Source organism: Bordetella sp. N (genome assembly GCF_001433395.1).
Taxonomy (GTDB): Bacteria; Pseudomonadota; Gammaproteobacteria; order Burkholderiales; family Burkholderiaceae_B; genus Bordetella_C.
Genome location: NZ_CP013111.1, coordinates 3,447,440 through 3,465,527 on the forward strand (window position 1 = coordinate 3,447,440; position 18,088 = coordinate 3,465,527).

10 protein-coding genes and 1 tRNA gene are annotated in these 18,088 nt (G+C 65.7%); 6 read left to right on the forward strand and 5 right to left on the reverse strand.

The genetic code is table 11. The annotated features are described in order from the left end of the window. The first annotated feature begins 1 nt into the window (after position 1). The 4 genes from ASB57_RS14680 to ASB57_RS14695 all read left to right on the forward strand — a co-directional run bounded on the left by ASB57_RS14680 (position 2) and on the right by ASB57_RS14695 (position 6,503). Positions 2-2,275, forward strand: coding sequence for a molybdopterin-dependent oxidoreductase (locus ASB57_RS14680; RefSeq protein WP_057652895.1), 2,274 nt, complete (start codon positions 2-4; stop codon positions 2,273-2,275). Positions 2,276-2,397: 122 nt separating this feature from the next. Beyond that, positions 2,398-3,411, forward strand: coding sequence for a M14 family metallopeptidase (locus ASB57_RS14685; protein WP_057652896.1), 1,014 nt, complete (start codon positions 2,398-2,400; stop codon positions 3,409-3,411). A gap of 270 nt (positions 3,412-3,681) precedes the next feature. Continuing rightward, the gene (gene katG / locus ASB57_RS14690) at positions 3,682-5,946 is read left to right on the forward strand and encodes a catalase/peroxidase HPI (protein WP_057652897.1); all 2,265 of its coding nucleotides are present in this window, start codon (positions 3,682-3,684) and stop codon (positions 5,944-5,946) included. 113 nt (positions 5,947-6,059) lie between these two features. Further along, positions 6,060-6,503, forward strand: coding sequence for a hypothetical protein (locus ASB57_RS14695; protein WP_057652898.1), 444 nt, complete (start codon positions 6,060-6,062; stop codon positions 6,501-6,503). A gap of 16 nt (positions 6,504-6,519) precedes the next feature. On the opposite strand, the gene ASB57_RS14700 is transcribed toward ASB57_RS14695, so the two are convergent. Together ASB57_RS14700 and ASB57_RS14705 are read right to left on the reverse strand one after the other, a co-directional pair. After that, a complete protein-coding gene (locus tag ASB57_RS14700) occupies positions 6,520-8,229 on the reverse strand; it encodes a methyl-accepting chemotaxis protein (RefSeq protein ID WP_156414172.1) in 1,710 nt (569 codons plus the stop codon). Between the two features lie 172 nt (positions 8,230-8,401). After that, positions 8,402-8,478, reverse strand: a tRNA-Arg gene (locus ASB57_RS14705). Between the two features lie 308 nt (positions 8,479-8,786). Here ASB57_RS14705 and ASB57_RS14710 point away from each other — a divergent pair. Together ASB57_RS14710 and ASB57_RS14715 are read left to right on the forward strand one after the other, a co-directional pair. After that, entirely contained in the window at positions 8,787-10,694 is a 1,908-nt protein-coding gene (locus ASB57_RS14710; RefSeq protein ID WP_057652900.1) for a DUF4153 domain-containing protein, read from the forward strand. 36 nt (positions 10,695-10,730) lie between these two features. Continuing rightward, a complete protein-coding gene (locus ASB57_RS14715; RefSeq protein WP_057652901.1) occupies positions 10,731-12,359 on the forward strand; it encodes a thiamine pyrophosphate-binding protein in 1,629 nt (542 codons plus the stop codon). Between the two features lie 70 nt (positions 12,360-12,429). Here ASB57_RS14715 and aspT (ASB57_RS14720) read toward each other — a convergent pair whose 3' ends face one another. The 3 genes from aspT (ASB57_RS14720) to aspT (ASB57_RS14730) are packed head-to-tail and all read right to left on the reverse strand — an operon-like array spanning position 12,430 to position 17,907. Next, entirely contained in the window at positions 12,430-14,136 is a 1,707-nt protein-coding gene (gene aspT, locus ASB57_RS14720) for an aspartate-alanine antiporter (RefSeq protein WP_057652902.1), read from the reverse strand. Positions 14,137-14,157: 21 nt separating this feature from the next. Beyond that, on the reverse strand, positions 14,158-16,179 hold the full coding sequence (locus tag ASB57_RS14725; RefSeq protein ID WP_057652903.1) for a bifunctional aspartate transaminase/aspartate 4-decarboxylase: 2,022 nt from the start codon (positions 16,177-16,179) through the stop codon (positions 14,158-14,160). Positions 16,180-16,215: 36 nt separating this feature from the next. Continuing rightward, positions 16,216-17,907, reverse strand: coding sequence for an aspartate-alanine antiporter (gene aspT, locus ASB57_RS14730; protein WP_057652904.1), 1,692 nt, complete (start codon positions 17,905-17,907; stop codon positions 16,216-16,218). Positions 17,908-18,088 lie beyond the last annotated feature (181 nt).

Consider the following 18,088-nt stretch of genomic DNA (forward strand, 5'->3'; position numbering starts at 1 on the left):
GATGGAACAACGCTTTCCGCAACTGGCCCATTGGGGCGCCTACACGGCTGTGGTGCGCGACGGGCGGCTGGTCGATTGCGAACCCTTCGGTCCCGATCCCAACCCGTCGCGGCTGCTGGAGACCATCGCGCCCATGGTCTACTCGCCGCGCCGCATCGCGCGGCCGGCGGTGCGCAAAGCCTGGCTGGAATCGCATGGCGCGCGCGGCCGCGAGCTGCGCGGCCGCGACGAGTTCGTCGAGGTCGATTGGGACACGGCGCTCGACCTGGTGGCCGCGGAAATCGCCGAGACGCGCGCGGAGCACGGCGCGCAGGGGATATTCTCCGGCTCTTACGGCTGGTCCTCCGCCGGGCGCCTGCACCACGCCCGCTCGCTGATTCGCCGCTTCTATTTCGCGGGTGGCGGCGGCGTCGACCAGGTCGGCAACTACAGCTGGGGCACGGCGCAGTTCCTGCTGCCGCACGTCATCGGCACCTATAACCCCTTGACCGGCCGCGTCACCTCCTGGCCCAGCATCGTCGCGCATACCGAAGTCTTCATCGCCTTCGGCGGACTGGCCTTGAAGAACGGCCAGGTGTCCTCCGGCGGCGCCGCCGAGCACACCCTGGAATCCTGGCTGCGCAAGCTGGCCGCGGGCGGCGCGCGCATCATCAACATCAGTCCGACGCGGGACGACTGTCCAGACTTCGTGCAGGCCGAATGGATACCCATACGGCCCAACACCGACGTGGCCTTGATGCTGGCGCTGGCTTATGAAATCCGCCGCCTGGGTGGCCAGGATGATGCTTTCCTGGCCAGCCATTGCGTGGGCTACGCGGCGCTGGAAGCGTACTTCCAGGGCCAGGCGGACGGTGTCGCCAAGACACCCGAATGGGCCGCCGACATCACCGGCATCCCCGCCGAGCGCATCCGCGCTTTGGCGGCACAGCTTTGCGGCAAGCGCAGTTATCTCACCTGCTCTTTCGCCGTGCAGCGCGCGCAACATGGCGAGCAGCCCTACTGGATGGTGATCGCACTGGCCGCGATGCTGGGGCAGATCGGCCTGCCCGGCGGCGGCTTCGGTTTCGGCCACGGGTCCATGAACGGCGTCGGCAATCCCCGCATCGCGACACCCGGGCCCGAGATGCCCGTGGGGCGCAATCCATCCGGCCTGGCCATTCCGGTGGCGCGCCTGACCGAGATGCTGGAAAGCCCCGGCGCGCCCTACCCTTTCCAGGGGCAGACGGAGCACTATCCCGACATCCATTTCATCCACTGGGCCGGCGGCAATCCCTTCCACCATCATCAGCAGCTGCACAGGCTGATGCGGGCCTGGCGCGCCAAGCCGCGCACCATCGTGGTCAACGAAATCTGGTGGACGCCGGCGGCGCTCAACGCCGACATCGTCCTGCCCATCACGACGTCGCTGGAGCGCAACGACATCGGCGGCTCCTCGCGCGACCGCTACGCGCTGGCCATGCATCGGGCCATCGCGCCCGTGGGCCAGGCGCGCGACGACTACGCCGTCTTCACCGATCTGGCCGAGCGACTGGGCTACCGCGAGCGTTATACCGAGGGCCGCGACGAGATGGCCTGGATCCGCCACATCTACGGCCAGTTCGCACAGGCGCAGCGCCATGTCGGCATAGACGTTCCGGAGTTCGAGGCCTTCTGGGAACAGGGCTACGTGAAACTGCCGCCGCCGTCATCGGACTTCATCCTGTTCGAGGATTTCCGGCTGGATCCCGAGGCCCATCCGCTGCGCACGCCCAGCGGCCGCATCGAACTCTATAGCGAGACGCTGGCCGGATACGACCTGCCCGATTGCGGCGGCCATCCGCGCTGGATCCCGCCGCGCGAATGGCTGGGCGCCGAGACGGCGCGCGACTACCCCCTGCACCTGCTGACCATACAACCGTCCGACCGCCTGCATAGCCAGATGGACGCCGCGCCGCTGGCCCAAGGCAACAAGGTGGCCGCGCGCGAGGCCCTGCGCATGCATCCCGACGACGCGCGCGCACGCGGGCTGCATGGCGGCGACACCGTGCGCCTGTACAACGCGCGCGGGGCGTGCCTGGTAGGCGCGGTGCTGGACGACGGCGTGTTGCCGGGCACGGTGGTCATGGCGACCGGCGCGTGGTACCGGCCCGCCGACGACGACGGCGCCCCTGAAAGCGCGGGCACGGCCAACGTGCTCACCCTGGACATCGGCACGTCGTCGCTGACGCAAGGCCCCAACGCCATGAGCTGCCTGGTCGAGGCGGAGCTTTGGCGCGACCGCGCCGGGAATGGATAGCGCCGCCTTCGCGACCTTCGTCGCCCAGGACATCGACCAGTGGGCCACGCTGATCAAGTCCATGCACCTGCATCTCGATTGATTCATCCAAGCAACACACCGAACCATTACAGGAGCCCGATATGGGAATCATTGGTAACTTTCTTGCGGAACAAGCGGGCCCCGCACGCCAGGTGGGCACCCTCGCCGTCGGCAGCATGGCGTCGGGCATGGCGGTCGGCCTGCCCTATGTCGCCGTGCGCGGCGCGCGGCCAGGCAAGACGCTGTGGCTGCATGGCCAGGTCCATGGCGACGAGATCAACGGCATGGTGGCGGCGCTGCGCTTCGCCAATGGCCTGGATCCCGCGGCCATGAGCGGCAACGTCGTGGTCACGCCGACCGGCAATCCGCAGGCGCTGGACAGTCGTCGCAAGCGCAATCCCTATGACGACCTGGATCTCGACCAATGCTATCCGGGCAGCGCCGGCGGCTTGATCTCGGAGCGGCTGGCGCATGCCCTGTTCGCCGAGATCCGCGATACGGCCAGTTTCGTCATCAACCTGCACACCATGAATCCGCTGTTCAATTCCAAGGCCTACGCGGTGTACAAGCTGCATCCGGGTAGCGGGGTCGAAGAGCAGGAACTGCTGCGCGCCATCGCGCTGTTCGAGCCCAACGTCGCCTGCCGGATGGACGTGGGCGGCAAGGGCGAACTGCCCGGCAACATCGCCGGCGCGCTCGACTACCAATGCCTGGCGGCGGGCATCCCCGCCTTCATGGTGGAGCTGGGCGGCGGCAGCCGCTATGAAGCCCACAACGTGGCGTTGGCCGAACGCGGCTTCGCCCGCCTGGCGGGGCACCTGGGCATCCTGGAAGGCGGGGCAGGCTACAGCGTGCCGACCGTGCGCCGCGTGACCCGGCGCGGCTGGATCACCTTCAAGCAGGGCGGGCTGTTCGTGCCGGAAGTCGAGGCCGGCGCCACGTTGAAGGCCGGCAGCGTGCTGGGCGCGTCGATGAACCTGCACGGGGAACCCCTGGAGACCATCCGCCTGGCCAACGACGGCATCGTCATCGGCTTGCGCGGCGATCCCGTCATTCATACGGGCGAACGGGCGGCTTTCATGGCCCATGAGTGGGACGAATTCAGCTTGGCCTGATGGGAATCGTCTGATTCACAATCACACCTTCGCGTAATAGTCTGAGTCTATAGGGTCCATTACAACAATGAACTCTTAAGACTCAGTCAGCTGGCGTATATTCAATTGCCCCTGCTCATCGTGGGCAATAGAGCTCGCCCCGGACACTATGCTCCGGCGCGCTGACATGACAAGCCTGCCGCGTCGCGGCGTCCAGTCAAACCGCCGGACGACGCAGCCCGGTGACCGTACCGTGACACGTGCCAGGCTGATTCCCCCAACGGAGATCACATGACAAACGAAGCGAAGTGTCCATTCAATCATGCCGCCGGTGGCGGCACGACCAACCGCGATTGGTGGCCCAAGCAGCTGCGACTGGATCTGCTCAACCAGCACTCCAGCAAATCCAATCCGTTGGACCCGAATTTCAACTATGCCGAGGCCTTCAAGAGCCTGGATCTGGCGGCCGTGAAGAAGGACCTCGCGGCCCTGATGACCGACTCGCAGGATTGGTGGCCGGCTGACTTCGGCCACTACGGCGGCCTGTTCATCCGCATGGCCTGGCACAGTGCCGGTACCTATCGCATCGGCGACGGCCGCGGCGGCGCGGGCCGCGGTCAGCAGCGCTTCGCGCCGCTCAACAGCTGGCCCGACAACGTCAGCCTGGACAAGGCGCGCCGCCTGCTGTGGCCCATCAAGCAAAAGTACGGCCAGAAGATCTCGTGGGCCGATCTTTTGATTCTGACGGGCAACGTGGCGCTGGAAACCATGGGCTTCAAGACCTTCGGTTTCGCCGGCGGCCGCGAGGACAGCTGGGAACCGGACCTGGACGTCTACTGGGGTAACGAGAAGACTTGGCTAGGCGGCGATGTCCGCTACGGCAAGGGCGCGGCGGGACGTGACGCCGACGACGAAGGCGTGCTGGTCGCCGACGCTGAAATGCATGGCCAGGAGGAGAGCCGCAACGACGACCGTCGTTTGGAAAATCCGCTGGCTGCCGTGCAGATGGGCCTGATCTACGTCAACCCGGAAGGCCCGGACGGCAATCCCGACCCGGTCGCGGCGGCGCACGACATCCGCGAAACCTTCGGCCGCATGGCGATGAACGACGAAGAGACCGTGGCCCTGATCGCCGGCGGCCATACCTTCGGCAAGACGCACGGCGCGGGTCCGGCTGACAACGTCGGCGCCGAACCCGAAGCGGCCGACCTGGAATTGCAGGGCCTGGGCTGGCACAACAAGTTCGGTTCCGGCAAGGGCGGCGACACCATCACCAGCGGCCTCGAAGTCACCTGGACGTCGACCCCCACGCAATGGGGCATGGGCTTTTTCAACAATCTTTTCGGCCATGAGTGGGAGCTAACCAAGAGCCCGGCCGGCGCGCACCAGTGGGTGGCCAAGAACGCCAAGGCCGATATCCCGCACGCGCACGATTCGTCGAAGAAGCTGTTGCCGACGATGCTGACCACCGACCTGTCGCTGCGCCTGGACCCGGCCTACGAGAAGATCTCGCGCCGTTTCATGGCCAATCCGGAAGAATTCGCGGATGCCTTCGCGCGCGCCTGGTTCAAGCTGACCCATCGCGACATGGGCCCACGTGCCCGCTATCTGGGTCCGGAAGTGCCCGCCGAGGAATTGGTCTGGCAGGATCCCGTCCCCGCCGTGGATCATCCGCTGGTCGACGCAAAGGACATCGCCGCGCTGAAACAGAAGATCGCCGCCACCAAGCTGTCCGTGCCTGAACTGGTGTCGACGGCATGGGCTTCGGCGTCCACCTTCCGCGGCTCGGACAAGCGGGGCGGCGCCAATGGGGCGCGTATCCGCCTGGCGCCGCAGAAGGACTGGGAAGTGAACCAGCCGGCCCGTCTGGCCAAGGTGCTGGCGGCTTTGGAAGGCGTGCAGAAGGATTTCAATGCCTCGGCTTCCGGCGGCAAGAAAATCTCCCTGGCTGACCTGATCGTGCTGGCGGGCTGTACGGGCGTCGAGCAGGCGGCCGAAAAGGCCGGCCATCGCGTGACCGTGCCGTTCACGCCCGGGCGCACCGATGCCTCGCAGGACCAGACCGACGTCGAGTCCATCAACGCCATGCAGCCGGCTGCCGATGGCTTCCGCAACTACGTGCATGCGCGTGTGCGGATTCCGGCCGAGCATCTGTTGATCGATCGCGCGCAGTTGCTGACGCTGACGGCGCCCGAGATGACGGTGCTGTTCGGTGGCCTGCGCGTGCTCGACGTCCATACGGGCGCCGAAACGCATGGCGTGTTCACGGACCGGCCCGGCGCCTTGTCCAATGACTTCTTTCGCAATCTGTTGGACATGGGCACGGCCTGGCAGCCGACCAAGTCGCCGGCGCGCGACGTCTTCGAAGGCAAGGACCGCAAGACGGGCCGGGCCAAGTGGACCGGCACTCGCGTCGACCTGGTCTTCGGTGCCGACTCCCGTCTGCGGGCGCTGAGCGAGGTGTATGGCAGCGCGGACGCCGAGAAGAAGTTCGTCGACGACTTCGTCAAGGCATGGGACAAAGTGATGAACCTGGACAGGTTCGATCTGGCCTGATCCGCGTCAGGTAAAGGAAAGCCCGGCTTGGACTTGGTTCAGCCGGGCTTTTTTTATTCCGCACACGTAACGCGTGCATACTAGGCACATTCTGCCTTTGGAGAGCCTGTCTCATGCGTTCGACCTTGCACGCCCTTGCGCTGTTTCTTGCCACGGCCAGTCTGGCGCCGGCTTACGCGGCCACCGCGGCGCCCGCTGGTATGGCGCCGTTCGAAGGCAAATGGAGCTACGCCGACCAAAAGAAGTTCGGCCATTTCGCCGACATCGCCGTGGAAGCCGGCGCGGGCGCTGAAGCGGCGGGGCACTGGTCCGACGGCACCCGGGTCGCCGGCAGCAGCGGCGACCTGCGCGGCCGGCTCGACGGCAAGAAACTGTATGTCCGCTTCTGCACCGACGAGGCCGAACGCGGCAGCACGCAATGCCCCGCTTTCGATCCGGATGAATCCGCGTATCTGGTTCGAGCCGGCGACAAACTGGTCTGGTACCGCAAATTCGGCGAAGGCAAGACCAGCGAGTACAAGAAGTACCTGGAACTGCACCGCGACGAAAGGCGCTAAGGGACGCAGCCTTTTTTTAGAGCCCCGCGCGAGCGTAGGACAATTGCGGGATGCGTCGGGCTTGCAGCGCCGGGGTCGGCGCGCTGTCGGCCGCTTTCTGAACGTTGTCGGCTTCGTCGAACTTGAAATAGCCCACAGCGGCGCTCTGGTTCTGCGCTTCGAGTTGCAGCGCCGACGACGCGGATGCGGTCGTTTCGACCAGCGCGGCATTGCTCTGGGTGGCGCTGTCTATCTGGCTCACCGCCAGGTTGATTTGCGCGATGCCCTCGCTCTGCTCCACGCTCGCATGCGCGATTTCCTTGATCGTCAAGCCGACCTTGCCGGCATTGGCCGTCATGTGGCCCATGGCGGTCTCGGCGTCTTTCGCCACGTTTCCGCCGCGGCGTATCTGCTCGACCGATTCGTCGATGAGTTTCCTGATTTCTTTCGCGGACGCCGAACTGCGCTGCGCGAGCGCCCGCACTTCGCTGGCAACGACGGCAAACCCCTTGCCATGGCCGCCCGCCCTGGCCGCTTCCACGGCGGCGTTGAGCGCAAGAATGTTGGTCTGGAACGCGATCGAATCGATCGTGCCGATGATGTCACCCATCTTGCCGGACGATGCGCTGATCTGGTCCATCTGCGTGCGCACGGCTTCGATCATGCGGGTACTTTGCGAGATCGCTTCGTCCACGCCATCCACCAACACGCTTGCGTGCATGGCGTTTTCCGCGGTTTGCGTGACGCTCGCGGAGAGCTGGGCCAGGGCCGCGGCGGTCTCCTCCAGAGACCCGGCCTGGGCTTCCGTCCTGGTCGAGAGATCTGTATTGCTCGCAGCGATTTGCGTGGAAGACATTTCGATCTGCCTGGCCGCGGCAGCAACCGCGGTCAAGCGCGCAATCAGGTTGGACTGCATGTCTCCCATGGACGCCAGCACGCTGCCGGGCTTGGCGGCGGCGACTTCCCGTATCGGACGCAGGTCGCCCTGGGCGACGCGGGCAGCGATCGCTTTCAAGGTGGTGGGTTCGGCCCCCAGGGACTTCAGGATATTGCCGGTGATCCTGATCGAGAGCAGCAATGCGCCGATCAAGGAAATCGCCGCTAGCGTGAGGATGATGTTGCGGTCCGTGCGATCGTCCTGCTCGTATTGCGCGAGCAGATGCTGCGATCTGTCGCGGGTGTACGAGGCATAGTCATCCAGCGCTTGCAGCACGGACGCAAGGGCTGGCCGGCCCTGTTCGTCGATCGATCGCAAGGCTTCGTCGTGCTGGCGCGCCGCGCCCAGCTCGGCGATGCGCCGCGCGAGCGGGCTGTATTTCGCCTCGACTCTTTCGACCGCTTCGATCTTTTCTATCGTCGTGGCGGAGGCGTCGCTGGCATGGACCGCCATGTCTTTCAGCTGTCGCACCAGGCGGTTTGCCTCGTTGTCGGTTTGACGAACGCGCTCGGCGGCCTCATTCACCTGGCTTGGTGTACCGGCAAGAACGAGATCCCGCATGGCAAGATCGCGGCGCAGGATAGCCCCTCGTATTTCTTCCGCGACTGACTTGCGGGCGTCGATGCCATGCACGAAGCTGGAAAAGGCTTCAGTGGCGTCGTGCAACGCGTAAATGGCGAGGATGGACATCGCCACGATAATCACCAGCAAGAAACTGAAAGCCGTTGTCAGCTGCGTGCGTACTGAGTTGAATCTGAGGGTCATAACCGAGGTCGCGCAGTGAGAAAGTGTGAGGGCATTTGCCGGCACAGAATCCTACGCGCGGGCGGCGAGCCCCGAACGTAACCGCAAGAAACAGGCGTGACAGAGATTCCACGAATCGTTGGCGCTAAAGCCGCCCACCGATTCGGAATAACGAAGACACTTTCGCGACCGCAAAACGAAAAGCGGTTTGAAGGATTAACCTTCAAACCGCTTAAATTGGTGCGCCCGGCAGGATTCGAACCCACGACCCCTTGGTTCGTAGCCAAGTACTCTATCCAACTGAGCTACGGGCGCTTTGGTACAGAAGCGAGATTTTAGCACAGTTTTTTGCGTACTACGTGTGCTTTTTAATTCAAACACACCGCAAGTTCCTGCACATTTCTCACTTAGACCGCCTTGGCTGAACATTTGCGGACCCGGCTTTTTACTTCCGTGCTCGCGTTCAGGCAAGAACGAAACTATAGCAGAGTTTCGGAATCGTGTGCAAGTCCCCCCGTTAAATTTTTTCGGTCACGACTAAACACACTTCCGGAGAATCATCCCGGCGCTCCCTGCTCATCCGTCCCATATCATGAGCCACCCTCCAACTCACGGGATCACCCATGCAGGCCAGTACCCCGCGCGCGCCGTCGACCGCCGCTGACTCCAAGCGGATCTTCTACGTTCGCCTGCTGACGGCGGCCATCCAGGCCGCCCTGCTCTACGCACTCTTGCGCACGGCCCCCGGCCCTGACGCCATCAAGAACGCCTGGCAGACCGCGCAGCCCCAGCTCTACATCCCGCTGTTGCTCGCCGCCGTGTATGCCCCGCTCGCCCTGCTGCTTGGCGCGGGACAGATGCGGGTGCGGCCCTTGATCCTGTGGACCGTGCTGGTGGCGCTGGCCGCCGCCGGCCTCGGCTATCACGACGCCCTGCGCGGCACCGTGGACGGCTACAGTCCCGGCCACGCCCTGCCTGCGCCCTGGTTCCGCCTGTGGCTGATTCTGTCAGCTGCCGGCTTCGTCGGCCATGTCCTGATGACCGATCGCTTCGGCCATGAGCGGGATACGCAACGGGATACGCAACTCGAACCCGCACTGGCGGGCGTAACGACCGCGGCACCGCCCGCCGGCCCCCTCGGCGCCTACGCGCGCCACTTCAACACGGCCTGGCGCATCGGCCTGCAACTGGCACTGGCCGTGGTTTTCCTGGGCGTGTTCTGGCTGGTGCTGTATCTGGGTGCCACGCTGTTCCGCACCATCGGCCTGCCGGCCCCCTACCGCATCATCCAGACCCTGGGCTTCGCCCTGCCTGCCAGCACGCTGGCCATCGCCGTCGCGATACATGTGACGTCGATCCAGGCCTCGCTGATCCGCGGCATCCGCCTGCTGGTGCTGACCCTGTTCTCGTGGCTGCTGCCCCTCATGGCCGCCATCGTGGCCGCGTTCCTGGTCGGCCTGCTGGTTCAATCCGTCGAACCGCTGTGGAAAACGCGCTACGCGGGTTCGCTGCTGCTGAGCTCAGCCACCCTGATGGTGTTCCTGATCAATGCCTGCTACCAGGACGGCTCGCCCGGCCAGGAAGGCAACCGCCTGCGCCGCTGGGCCGCCATGCTGGGCGCGGTGGAACTGCTGCCCCTGGTGGGCCTGGCCATATGGGCGCTGCAGTTGCGCGTGCGCCAGTATGGCTGGAGCGTGGACCGCATCGTGGCCGCCGCCGTGTGCGTGATGGGCGCCTGGTATGCCATCGGCTATACCGCCTCCCTCATCCGCCCCCGTGGCTGGATGAAGCGCCTGGAAGCGACCAACGTCAGCGCGGCCTATCTGTTTCTGATCCTGGTGGCGGCATTGTTCTCGCCGGTGGCCGATCCCGCCCGCCTGATGGTCGCCAACCAGATCGCACGCCTGAACGACGGCCGCGCGGATGCCGACAAATTCGACTACCCCGCGCTTTATCTCGACGGTGGCCGCTGGGGCGTGGCGGCATTGAAAGACCTGAGCGACAACGGCAGCGACATCATCAAGGAGCGGGCCAAGAAGGCGCTGGTGATGTACGACCGTGACCGCGACTACGAATACACCTATAAGGAACCCGACGCCGCGGTACTGGCCAGGACCGTCGATGTGCTGCCCGCCGGCCGCAACTTGCCGGACGCATTCCTGAAAAAGGAATTCTGGAGCCAATCGCTTTGGGGCGTGCCCAAATGCGGCGAGGAGCGGCAGCAAGGCCAGGCCCGCTGCACGGCGCGCTTCCTCGACCTGAAACCGGGCGAGCCCGAATTCCTGCTCTTCGTGGACGGCAGCATCCGTCTGCTGTTCCAGCCCGACGCGCAGGGAGTATGGGCACTGGTCGGCAACCTCGAATACGCCAACTACTGCGACAACGATCGCGATCGGATCGAGCGGACCAATATCGACATCCAGGCCGTGGCGCCCCTCCTGCCGGACCTCATGGTCGGCGGCGACCAGCGCCTGCGCATCATCCCGCGCGAACGATCCTGCCCCAGCACCAAAGCCCGCGACGCGCAATAATCGGGACCATGCTTCGTAAAAACAGGAGACCGTTCCATGACCGTTCCCCGTAATGGCGCCGCGGCGCTGGCAGCCACCCTGGTCGCGGCCGGCGTCAAACGTTTGTTCACGCTATCCGGCAATCACATCATGCCGGTGTTCGATGCCTGCCTGGATGCCGGCATCGAACTGCTGCACACCCGCCACGAAGCCGCGGCCGTCCACATGGCCGACGCCTGGGCCCGCCTTACCGGCGAACCCGGCGTGGCGCTGGTGACCGGCGGCCCCGGCCACGCCAACGCAGTGGCGGCCCTGTATACCGCCAGCATGGCCGAGTCGCCGGTGCTTCTGCTGTCCGGCCATGCGCCCCACGCGCAGCTGGGCATGGGCGCATTCCAGGAAATGCGGCAGACCGATATCGCCGCGCCGCTCACCAAGGCCGCCACGCTGGCCGCCAGCGCGGACAGCCTGCCGCAGGACATCCTGGAAGCGCTGCGGCTGGCGCGCGCCGGCCGGCCCGGCCCGGTGCACCTGAGCCTGCCGACCGACGCGCTGGAGGCCGCCTGCACGCTGCCGCTGCCACAACACGTCGACATCACGCCAGACGCCCTGCCCTTGTCCCCGGAATCGGCGCGCGCCTTCCTGCATGCCCTGGCGCAAGCCCAACGCCCCTTGATCCTGACCGGTCCCGCGTCCATGCGCGGCGCGGACCAGGCGGCGGCGACCGCTCTGGAGGCGGCTTGCGGCATTCCCGTCATCGGCATGCAAAGCCCGCGCGGCGTCGCCGATCCCGCCCTGGGCGCCTACGCCGAAATGCTGGCGCAGGCGGACTGCATCCTGCTGCTCGGCAAACGCCTGGACTTCACGCTGAAGTTCGGTACGGCGCCCGCCATCGCGGCCGACTGCACCTTCATGCAGATCGACGCGGAAACCGAAGAATTCGAACGCAGCCGGCGTGCGGTCGGCGCCCGCCTGACCCTGACCGAGCAGGCCGATCATGGCAGTGCGCTGGCCGCCCTGCGCGACGCGAGCGCCGGCGCCTTGACGGAGCACGCCGCGTGGACCGCCGACGTGCGCGCCGCCCTCGCCTACCGTCCCGCGGCCTGGGCCACGGCGGTCGCGCGGCAACCGGGCCGCCTGCATCCCTACCAGGCCCTGGCGCCCATCCAGGCCATGCTGGACCGCCATCCCGACGCGGTGCTGGTGGCCGACGGCGGCGAGATCGGCCAGTGGGCGCAGGCCATCCTGCACGCCCCCGACCGCGTGCTCAATGGGGTGGCCGGGTCCATAGGCGCGGCCTTGCCCTTCGCCGTGGCCGCCAGCCTGGCGCGACCCGGCGCGCCGGTCATCGCGGTGCTGGGCGATGGCACCTTCGGCTTCCATGCCGCCGAGATCGATACCGCCGTCCGCTATCGCCTGCCCTTCGTTCTCGTCGTCGGCAATGACGCCCGCTGGAACGCGGAGTATCAGATCCAGTTGCGCGAGTACGGTCCCGACCGCACGGTGGGCTGCGAGCTGCTGCCCACCCGCTACGACCTGGTCACGCAGGCTTTCGGCGGCCACGGCAGCCTGGTGACGATGTCCGAGGCCGTCACACCCGCATTGGCGCAGGCGCGCGGCTGCGGCCTGCCGGCTTGCGTCAACATCATGATCGAAGGGGTGCCGGCGCCGGTGGTCAAGCGCTAGCGTAGCGTCAGGCTGGGCAGTCGCTCAGGCAATCGCGAGCGCCGGATACTCGCCGGCGGCGCGGCTGGCATCAACCGCCCAGCTGATGCGCCAGCACGACGATGATCGGACCCAGTACCGGCAGCAGGACGTTCGCCACCGCGTACGTCACCGTGTAGCCCAGCAGCGGCACCGCGCTGCCGCTGCTGGCCATGATGGCGCTGATGGCAGGGGTGCTCACATGCTGGCCGGCAATCGCCCCCACCAGCAAGGGGCCAGGGATTTTCAGCAGCTTGTGGCCCACCCATAGCGACAGGGATGCCGGCCCCAGCGACACCAGCAGGCCGATCAGCGGCAAGGCCACGCCATGCTCGCGTATCAGGGCGATGGCTTGTGGCCCCGCCGACAGGCCGACGCAGGCCACGAAGACGGCCAGCCCCAGGTCCTTGAGCAGTTGCACCGCCGCGCCGGGCAGATGCCCCACACTCGGCCGGCGGGCATTCAACCAGCCGCACACCAGACCGCTGACCAGGGCGCCACCGCCACTGCCCAGCGAGATGGGGATGCCACCGATACGCGCGCCCAGGGCGCCGATCGCCAGGCCAGCCAGGATGCCGACACATAAAAAGACCAGATCCGTTCCCTGCGAGGTGGGCAATTCATTGCCGACCCGCGACGCGGCGGCGGCCACGCGCGCGTCAGGCCCCACCAAGGTGATCAGGTCGCCATACTGCAATACCGTCGACGGCCCCACCGGCAGCGCATGGCCGGACCGCACGATGGACTGCACGAAGACACCATGCGCGGCCTTCGCCGACGGGCGTTGTGATATTTGCCGCAGGGTACGGCCATTGATGCCCTTGCGACCGACCACCACGGTGCGCGTGGACAGGCGCAAGTCGTCAGCCTGGCTCTGCTCCTCCGTCAACTGCATCTCCGGCCCGATCAGCGACGTCCCGCGGACCGCGTAGTCACGCACCGCCAGCAACACCACGATGTCCCCGGCCCGCAGCGCCTCGGCCGGATCCAGCGACACGGCGGTGTTATCGCGCAGCAGCTTGCTGATGGCCGACCGGCCGCCCAGCGCCTGTTCCACCTCGGCGATGGTCTTGCCGGCCGCCTCGCGCACCAGATGCGCACGGCCCACCAGGCGCGGCATGACGGGCTGGTCGACCTGCTCGGCGGCAGGCATCACGTCCAGCTCTTCCTCCAGCTCGCGTGCCGCCTTGCGCAGGTCTATCCCCAGCAGGACCGGCGCCAGCGCGCTGGTGAAGAAGACGATGCTGATCAAGCCGATCAGATACGTCAGCGTATACGCGGTGGCGATATTTGATTGCAGGCGCAGCTGATCCGCGTCGGACAGGTTCAGATGCCTGAGCGCCTCGGCCGCCGTGCCCACCACCGCCGATTCCGTGGCGGCGCCGGCGGCCAGGCCTGCGGCCGTGCCCGCGTCCAGATGCAGCAGCCGCGTCGCCACCAGCACGATCACCAATACCAGGATGGCCTCGATCAAGGGCAAGGCGATGTAGCGCAGGCTGGAACGATTGAGATTGGCGAAGAACTGCGGACCGCCCGCATACCCCATCGCGAAGATGAACAGGGCAAACGCGACGTCCTTGGTATCGCCCCCCACGTTGCAGCCGGTCTGGCCCAATAGCAGGGCGGCGATCAGGGTCCCGCAGACGCCGCCCAGCTGGATGGGCCCTGCCCGCAACCGGCCGGCCAGGAAACCCAGGCCGACCGTGACGAACAGCAGTGCGATCGGGACATCGCGGAAGAAACCGATCGAACACGTCATGGCGGGGTACTCGGTGGAGGGCTAGGTTGCCTTCTTGGAAGCTTTCTTGGCAGCTTTCTTGGCGGCCGTCTTCGGAGCTTTCTTGGAAGCCTTCTTCACAGCTGTCTCGGAAGCCTCCTTCGCCGCCTTCTTCGCCGCCTTCTTCACGGCCTTTTTCGCTGCCTTCCTGGCTGCGCCCTCCGCCGGAGCAGGCGTCGCCGCCTCCGCCGCCCAGACCTGCTCGGCCCGGGCCGCCTTCTTGCCCTTCTTCCCGCCCGCCGCCGCCACGGGCTCCGGCGCCGCGATGTTCGACGCCACCTTGCGATCGGCCGGCGCCGGCTGCGCGCCCACGCCCAATTGCGGGACCACGCCACGCGGACCGGAATGCACCTTCTCGCCGGCCTGCCAGGCAGCGACGTATTCCTTGGCCGCCTCCACCATGGCCTGCCCGATGCTGGCGTAGTCCGCCTCGTTCAGATTGGCCAGGGACACCCGTATCGACCAGGGCGGCCCCCCGAAGCCACCGCCATCCATCAACACCACGCCGGATTTCTCCGCCAGCCGGAACAGGAAGTCCACCGGCTCGTAGTTCTTGCGCATGTAGTCGCAGAACTTGTCGCCGTAGGAATTACGCGCCCACACCATGAAGTCCAGCTCGACGTAATACCACGCGCGTTGCTTGTCCTCCGGCGGCAGCGGGATGCCGAGCCCGCGCCAAAGCGCATCGCGGCGGTCCTGCACGATCTTCATCGTCAGATGCTTGTAGCTGTCCTTCAAGTCCAGCAAGTGGGACAAGGCGAACATCACCATCTGCACCTGCTGCGGCAGCGACAGCCCCGCCGTGTGATTCAAGGCCACATCGCGGCTGTCGGCCACCATGCGGTCGATCAGTTTGAGCTTTTCCGGCTCCAGGGTCAGGGCGCCGTAGCGCTGGTGCAGGCGCTTGCGCTCCTTGCCCGGCAGATTGGCGATACGCTGATCCATGCGGTTGTCTTCGTGGATGGCAATCACGCCCAGGCGCCAGCCGGTGCAGCCGAAGTTCTTCGAGAAGGAATACACGCAGATCGTATTGGCGGGCACCTCCGCCATCAGCGAACGGAAGTTCGGCACGAAGGTGCCATAGACATCATCGGTGACCAGGATCAGGTCGGGATTCTTCTTGATGATGTTGACGATCTGGCTCATCTCCAGGGGATTGAAGGCCACCGACGGCGGATTGCTGGGATTGACCGTCACCGCCAGCTTGATCTTGGGATCCGCCAGCTTGGCGATCTCCTCCGCCGGATAGTGCCAGTCATGCGTGCCGTCCGCGCGCACGCTGCTGGCATTGATCGCCACGATGTCGAACTGGAAACGTTCCAGGTGCGAAATCTCGATGTAGGGCGTGAACGTGGGCAGGAACAACGCGATCTTGTCGCCCTTCTTCAGCAGTCCGTTCTGCTGCAGCGTGTCGAAGATGTAGCACATGGCGGCGGTGCCGCCCTCGACGGCGAACAGGTCGAACTTGCCCTTGGGCGGCCGGCCGTCGCACATCTCCTTCATCAGGTAATCGTGCACCACCTGCTCGGCGTGCACCAGCATGCGGTCGGGCACCGGATAGTTGTCGCCGATGATGGAATCGACCAGCTCGTGTATCCAGGAGTCCGGATCGAAGCCCTTCTTCTTGACGCCGTACTGGTAGACGCCGCCAAGGAAATCGGCGCCCGGCGCGTTCTTGTTTTCCAGCAGGAAGTCGCGCAGGCGCTGGGCGATACCGGGCTTTTCCGGCATGCCCGCCATGATGTCGTGATCGTAGACGCGGCGCGCCTCGCCCATGGCGAAGTGGCCCAGCAGGAAAAACGCTTCGCGCGGTTCGGTGGCGATCCAGTTGGGATTGCCCCGCCCCGCGTTGAGCATGATCGCGGTGGACGTCTTCTGGCGATCGCGCGCCAGGTTGATCAGGAAGTCCTTGAGTTCGAAGGGCGATAGCTGCTCCATCTCCTTCTGGCGTGAACGCGTGGTCTTGAGGGCCGATGCCAGGTCGGTGCGGACGGGCTTCAGGGAGGATTTCGCATGCGCGGTCATGACGTCTCCAAAAAATTCGAGGTAATGCCGGCCTTGCTAGGCCATCAACAGGACGATGACGATGCCCCAGATGATCAGCAGCGTGTTGCCGATCGCATAGGGAATGGTGTAGCCCAGCGCCGGGACCTGGCTCTTGGCGGTTTCCGTGATCTGGCCGATGGCCGCGGTGGTGGTGCGCGCGCCGGCGCAGACACCCAGCGCGATGGCCGGGTGGAACTTGAAGACGTAGCGGGCCAGCGGCACGCCGATCAACATGGGCACGGACGTGGCCACGATGCCCGCCAGGAACAGCTTGAAGCCCAGCTGCTGGAAGCCCTGCACGAAGCCGGGCCCGGAAGCGATGCCCACCACGGCGACGAAGGTGGTCAGGCCCACCGACGTCAGGAACCAGTGCACCGGCTCCGGCACGCGTCCGAACGTGGGATGCACGGAACGCAGATAACCGAACACCAGCCCCGCGATCAGGGACCCGCCGGACGTCGACAAGGTCACGGGGATGCCGGCCACGGTCAGCACCAGCGAACCCAGCAGGCCGCCGATGACGATGCCGAACCCGACGAACACCATGTCCGTCTGGTCGGTCTGCCGGTCCGCGTAGCCCAGCTTGTCGACGACCCGTTCGACGTCGCGCTTGGCGCCGACGATGAACAGATGGTCGCCGCGATCCAGCTTCAGCCCCCAGTTGACGGGCATCTCGTGGCCGCCCCGCACGACCTTGCGCAGGAACACCCCGCGGCCCAGGGACGCCTCGGGCATGGCCGCGATTTCCTTCAGGGTCTTGCCGGCCAGATTCTTGTTGGTGAGGACCACTTCGATCAACTCGGCGGGGAGGTTGATCAGTTCATGATCCTCCACTTCCGGGCCGATTATGCCCGCAGCCTGCAACACCAGCGCGTCATGGCGACCCGCCACGCCCAGCACGTCACCGGCCTGAAGAACGGTGGTGGGCATGGCATCCACGACACCGTCAGCGCGGCGGATGCGTTCGACGAACACGCGCGCATCGACGAAGCGGGCCTCCAGGTCGGCCACCGTCCTGCCTATCAGGTCGGCCTGGTCCAGGCGGTAGACCCGCGCGATGAACTTGCGATAACCGGACAGCTCCAGCGAATCCTGTCCGCCGGACATCTGCGCCTCGTACTCCTTGCACACCTTCACCAGATCGACCCGCATCAGCTTGGGGCCGACGCTGGCCAGCAGCCAGGCGCTGCCGATGGTGCCGAAGATATAGCAGACCGCATACGCGACGGGGATGCTGTCGATCCAGCGCTTGCGCGTTGCGTCATCGATGTGGGTCAGGCCGTTGATGGTGTCCGTGGCTACGCCCATCACGGCGGAAATGGTCTGCGCGCCTGCGAGCAGTCCCGCGCCGGTGCCGGCGTCGAAGCCGAACGCCACGGCCGTGCCCCAACTGGCCAGCAGGCAAATGACGCACAGCACCACCGCGAAGATCACTTGCGGCAAGCCATCGCTTTTCATGCCGCGGAAGAATTGCGGCCCTACGCCGTAGCCCAGGCCGAAGAGGAATAGCAGGAAGAAGACCTGTTTGACGACAGGCGCGATCTGGATGTTGAGCTGGCCAACCAGGACCCCCACCAGCAAGGTGCCGGTGACCGCGCCCAGGCTGAAGCCCTTGAATTTCTTGGCGCCGATCCAGTAGCCCACCCCCAGCGTGAGGAAGATCGCGAGTTCTGGGTATTTACGCAGTGTGTCGAAAAGCCATTCCATTGCATCACTCCCAAGGAGATCACCGGAAAAAGCAGTCGGCCCAACGACACCTGGACGCGATGTGTCGCTACACCCGCGGCGCTGGAACGGCAGGACAGCGTCCACCCAAGCAACCGACGTAAACCAAGCGCAAACTTGTTGCGTCAAATTAAATACGACGTATGACACAAAATTGCGGCAA

Bases quoted from the DNA above. Each gene is read 5' to 3' on its own strand.
- ASB57_RS14680 (WP_057652895.1), top strand. From the start codon at position 2: ATGGAACAACGCTTTCCGCAACTGGCCCATTGGGGCGCCTACACGGCT.
- ASB57_RS14685 (WP_057652896.1), top strand. From the start codon at position 2,398: ATGGGAATCATTGGTAACTTTCTTGCGGAACAAGCGGGCCCCGCACGC.
- katG (WP_057652897.1), top strand. From the start codon at position 3,682: ATGACAAACGAAGCGAAGTGTCCATTCAATCATGCCGCCGGTGGCGGC.
- ASB57_RS14695 (WP_057652898.1), top strand. From the start codon at position 6,060: ATGCGTTCGACCTTGCACGCCCTTGCGCTGTTTCTTGCCACGGCCAGT.
- ASB57_RS14710 (WP_057652900.1), top strand. From the start codon at position 8,787: ATGCAGGCCAGTACCCCGCGCGCGCCGTCGACCGCCGCTGACTCCAAG.
- ASB57_RS14715 (WP_057652901.1), top strand. From the start codon at position 10,731: ATGACCGTTCCCCGTAATGGCGCCGCGGCGCTGGCAGCCACCCTGGTC.
- aspT (WP_057652902.1), bottom strand. From the start codon at position 14,136: ATGACGTGTTCGATCGGTTTCTTCCGCGATGTCCCGATCGCACTGCTG.
- ASB57_RS14725 (WP_057652903.1), bottom strand. From the start codon at position 16,179: ATGACCGCGCATGCGAAATCCTCCCTGAAGCCCGTCCGCACCGACCTG.
- aspT (WP_057652904.1), bottom strand. From the start codon at position 17,907: ATGGAATGGCTTTTCGACACACTGCGTAAATACCCAGAACTCGCGATC.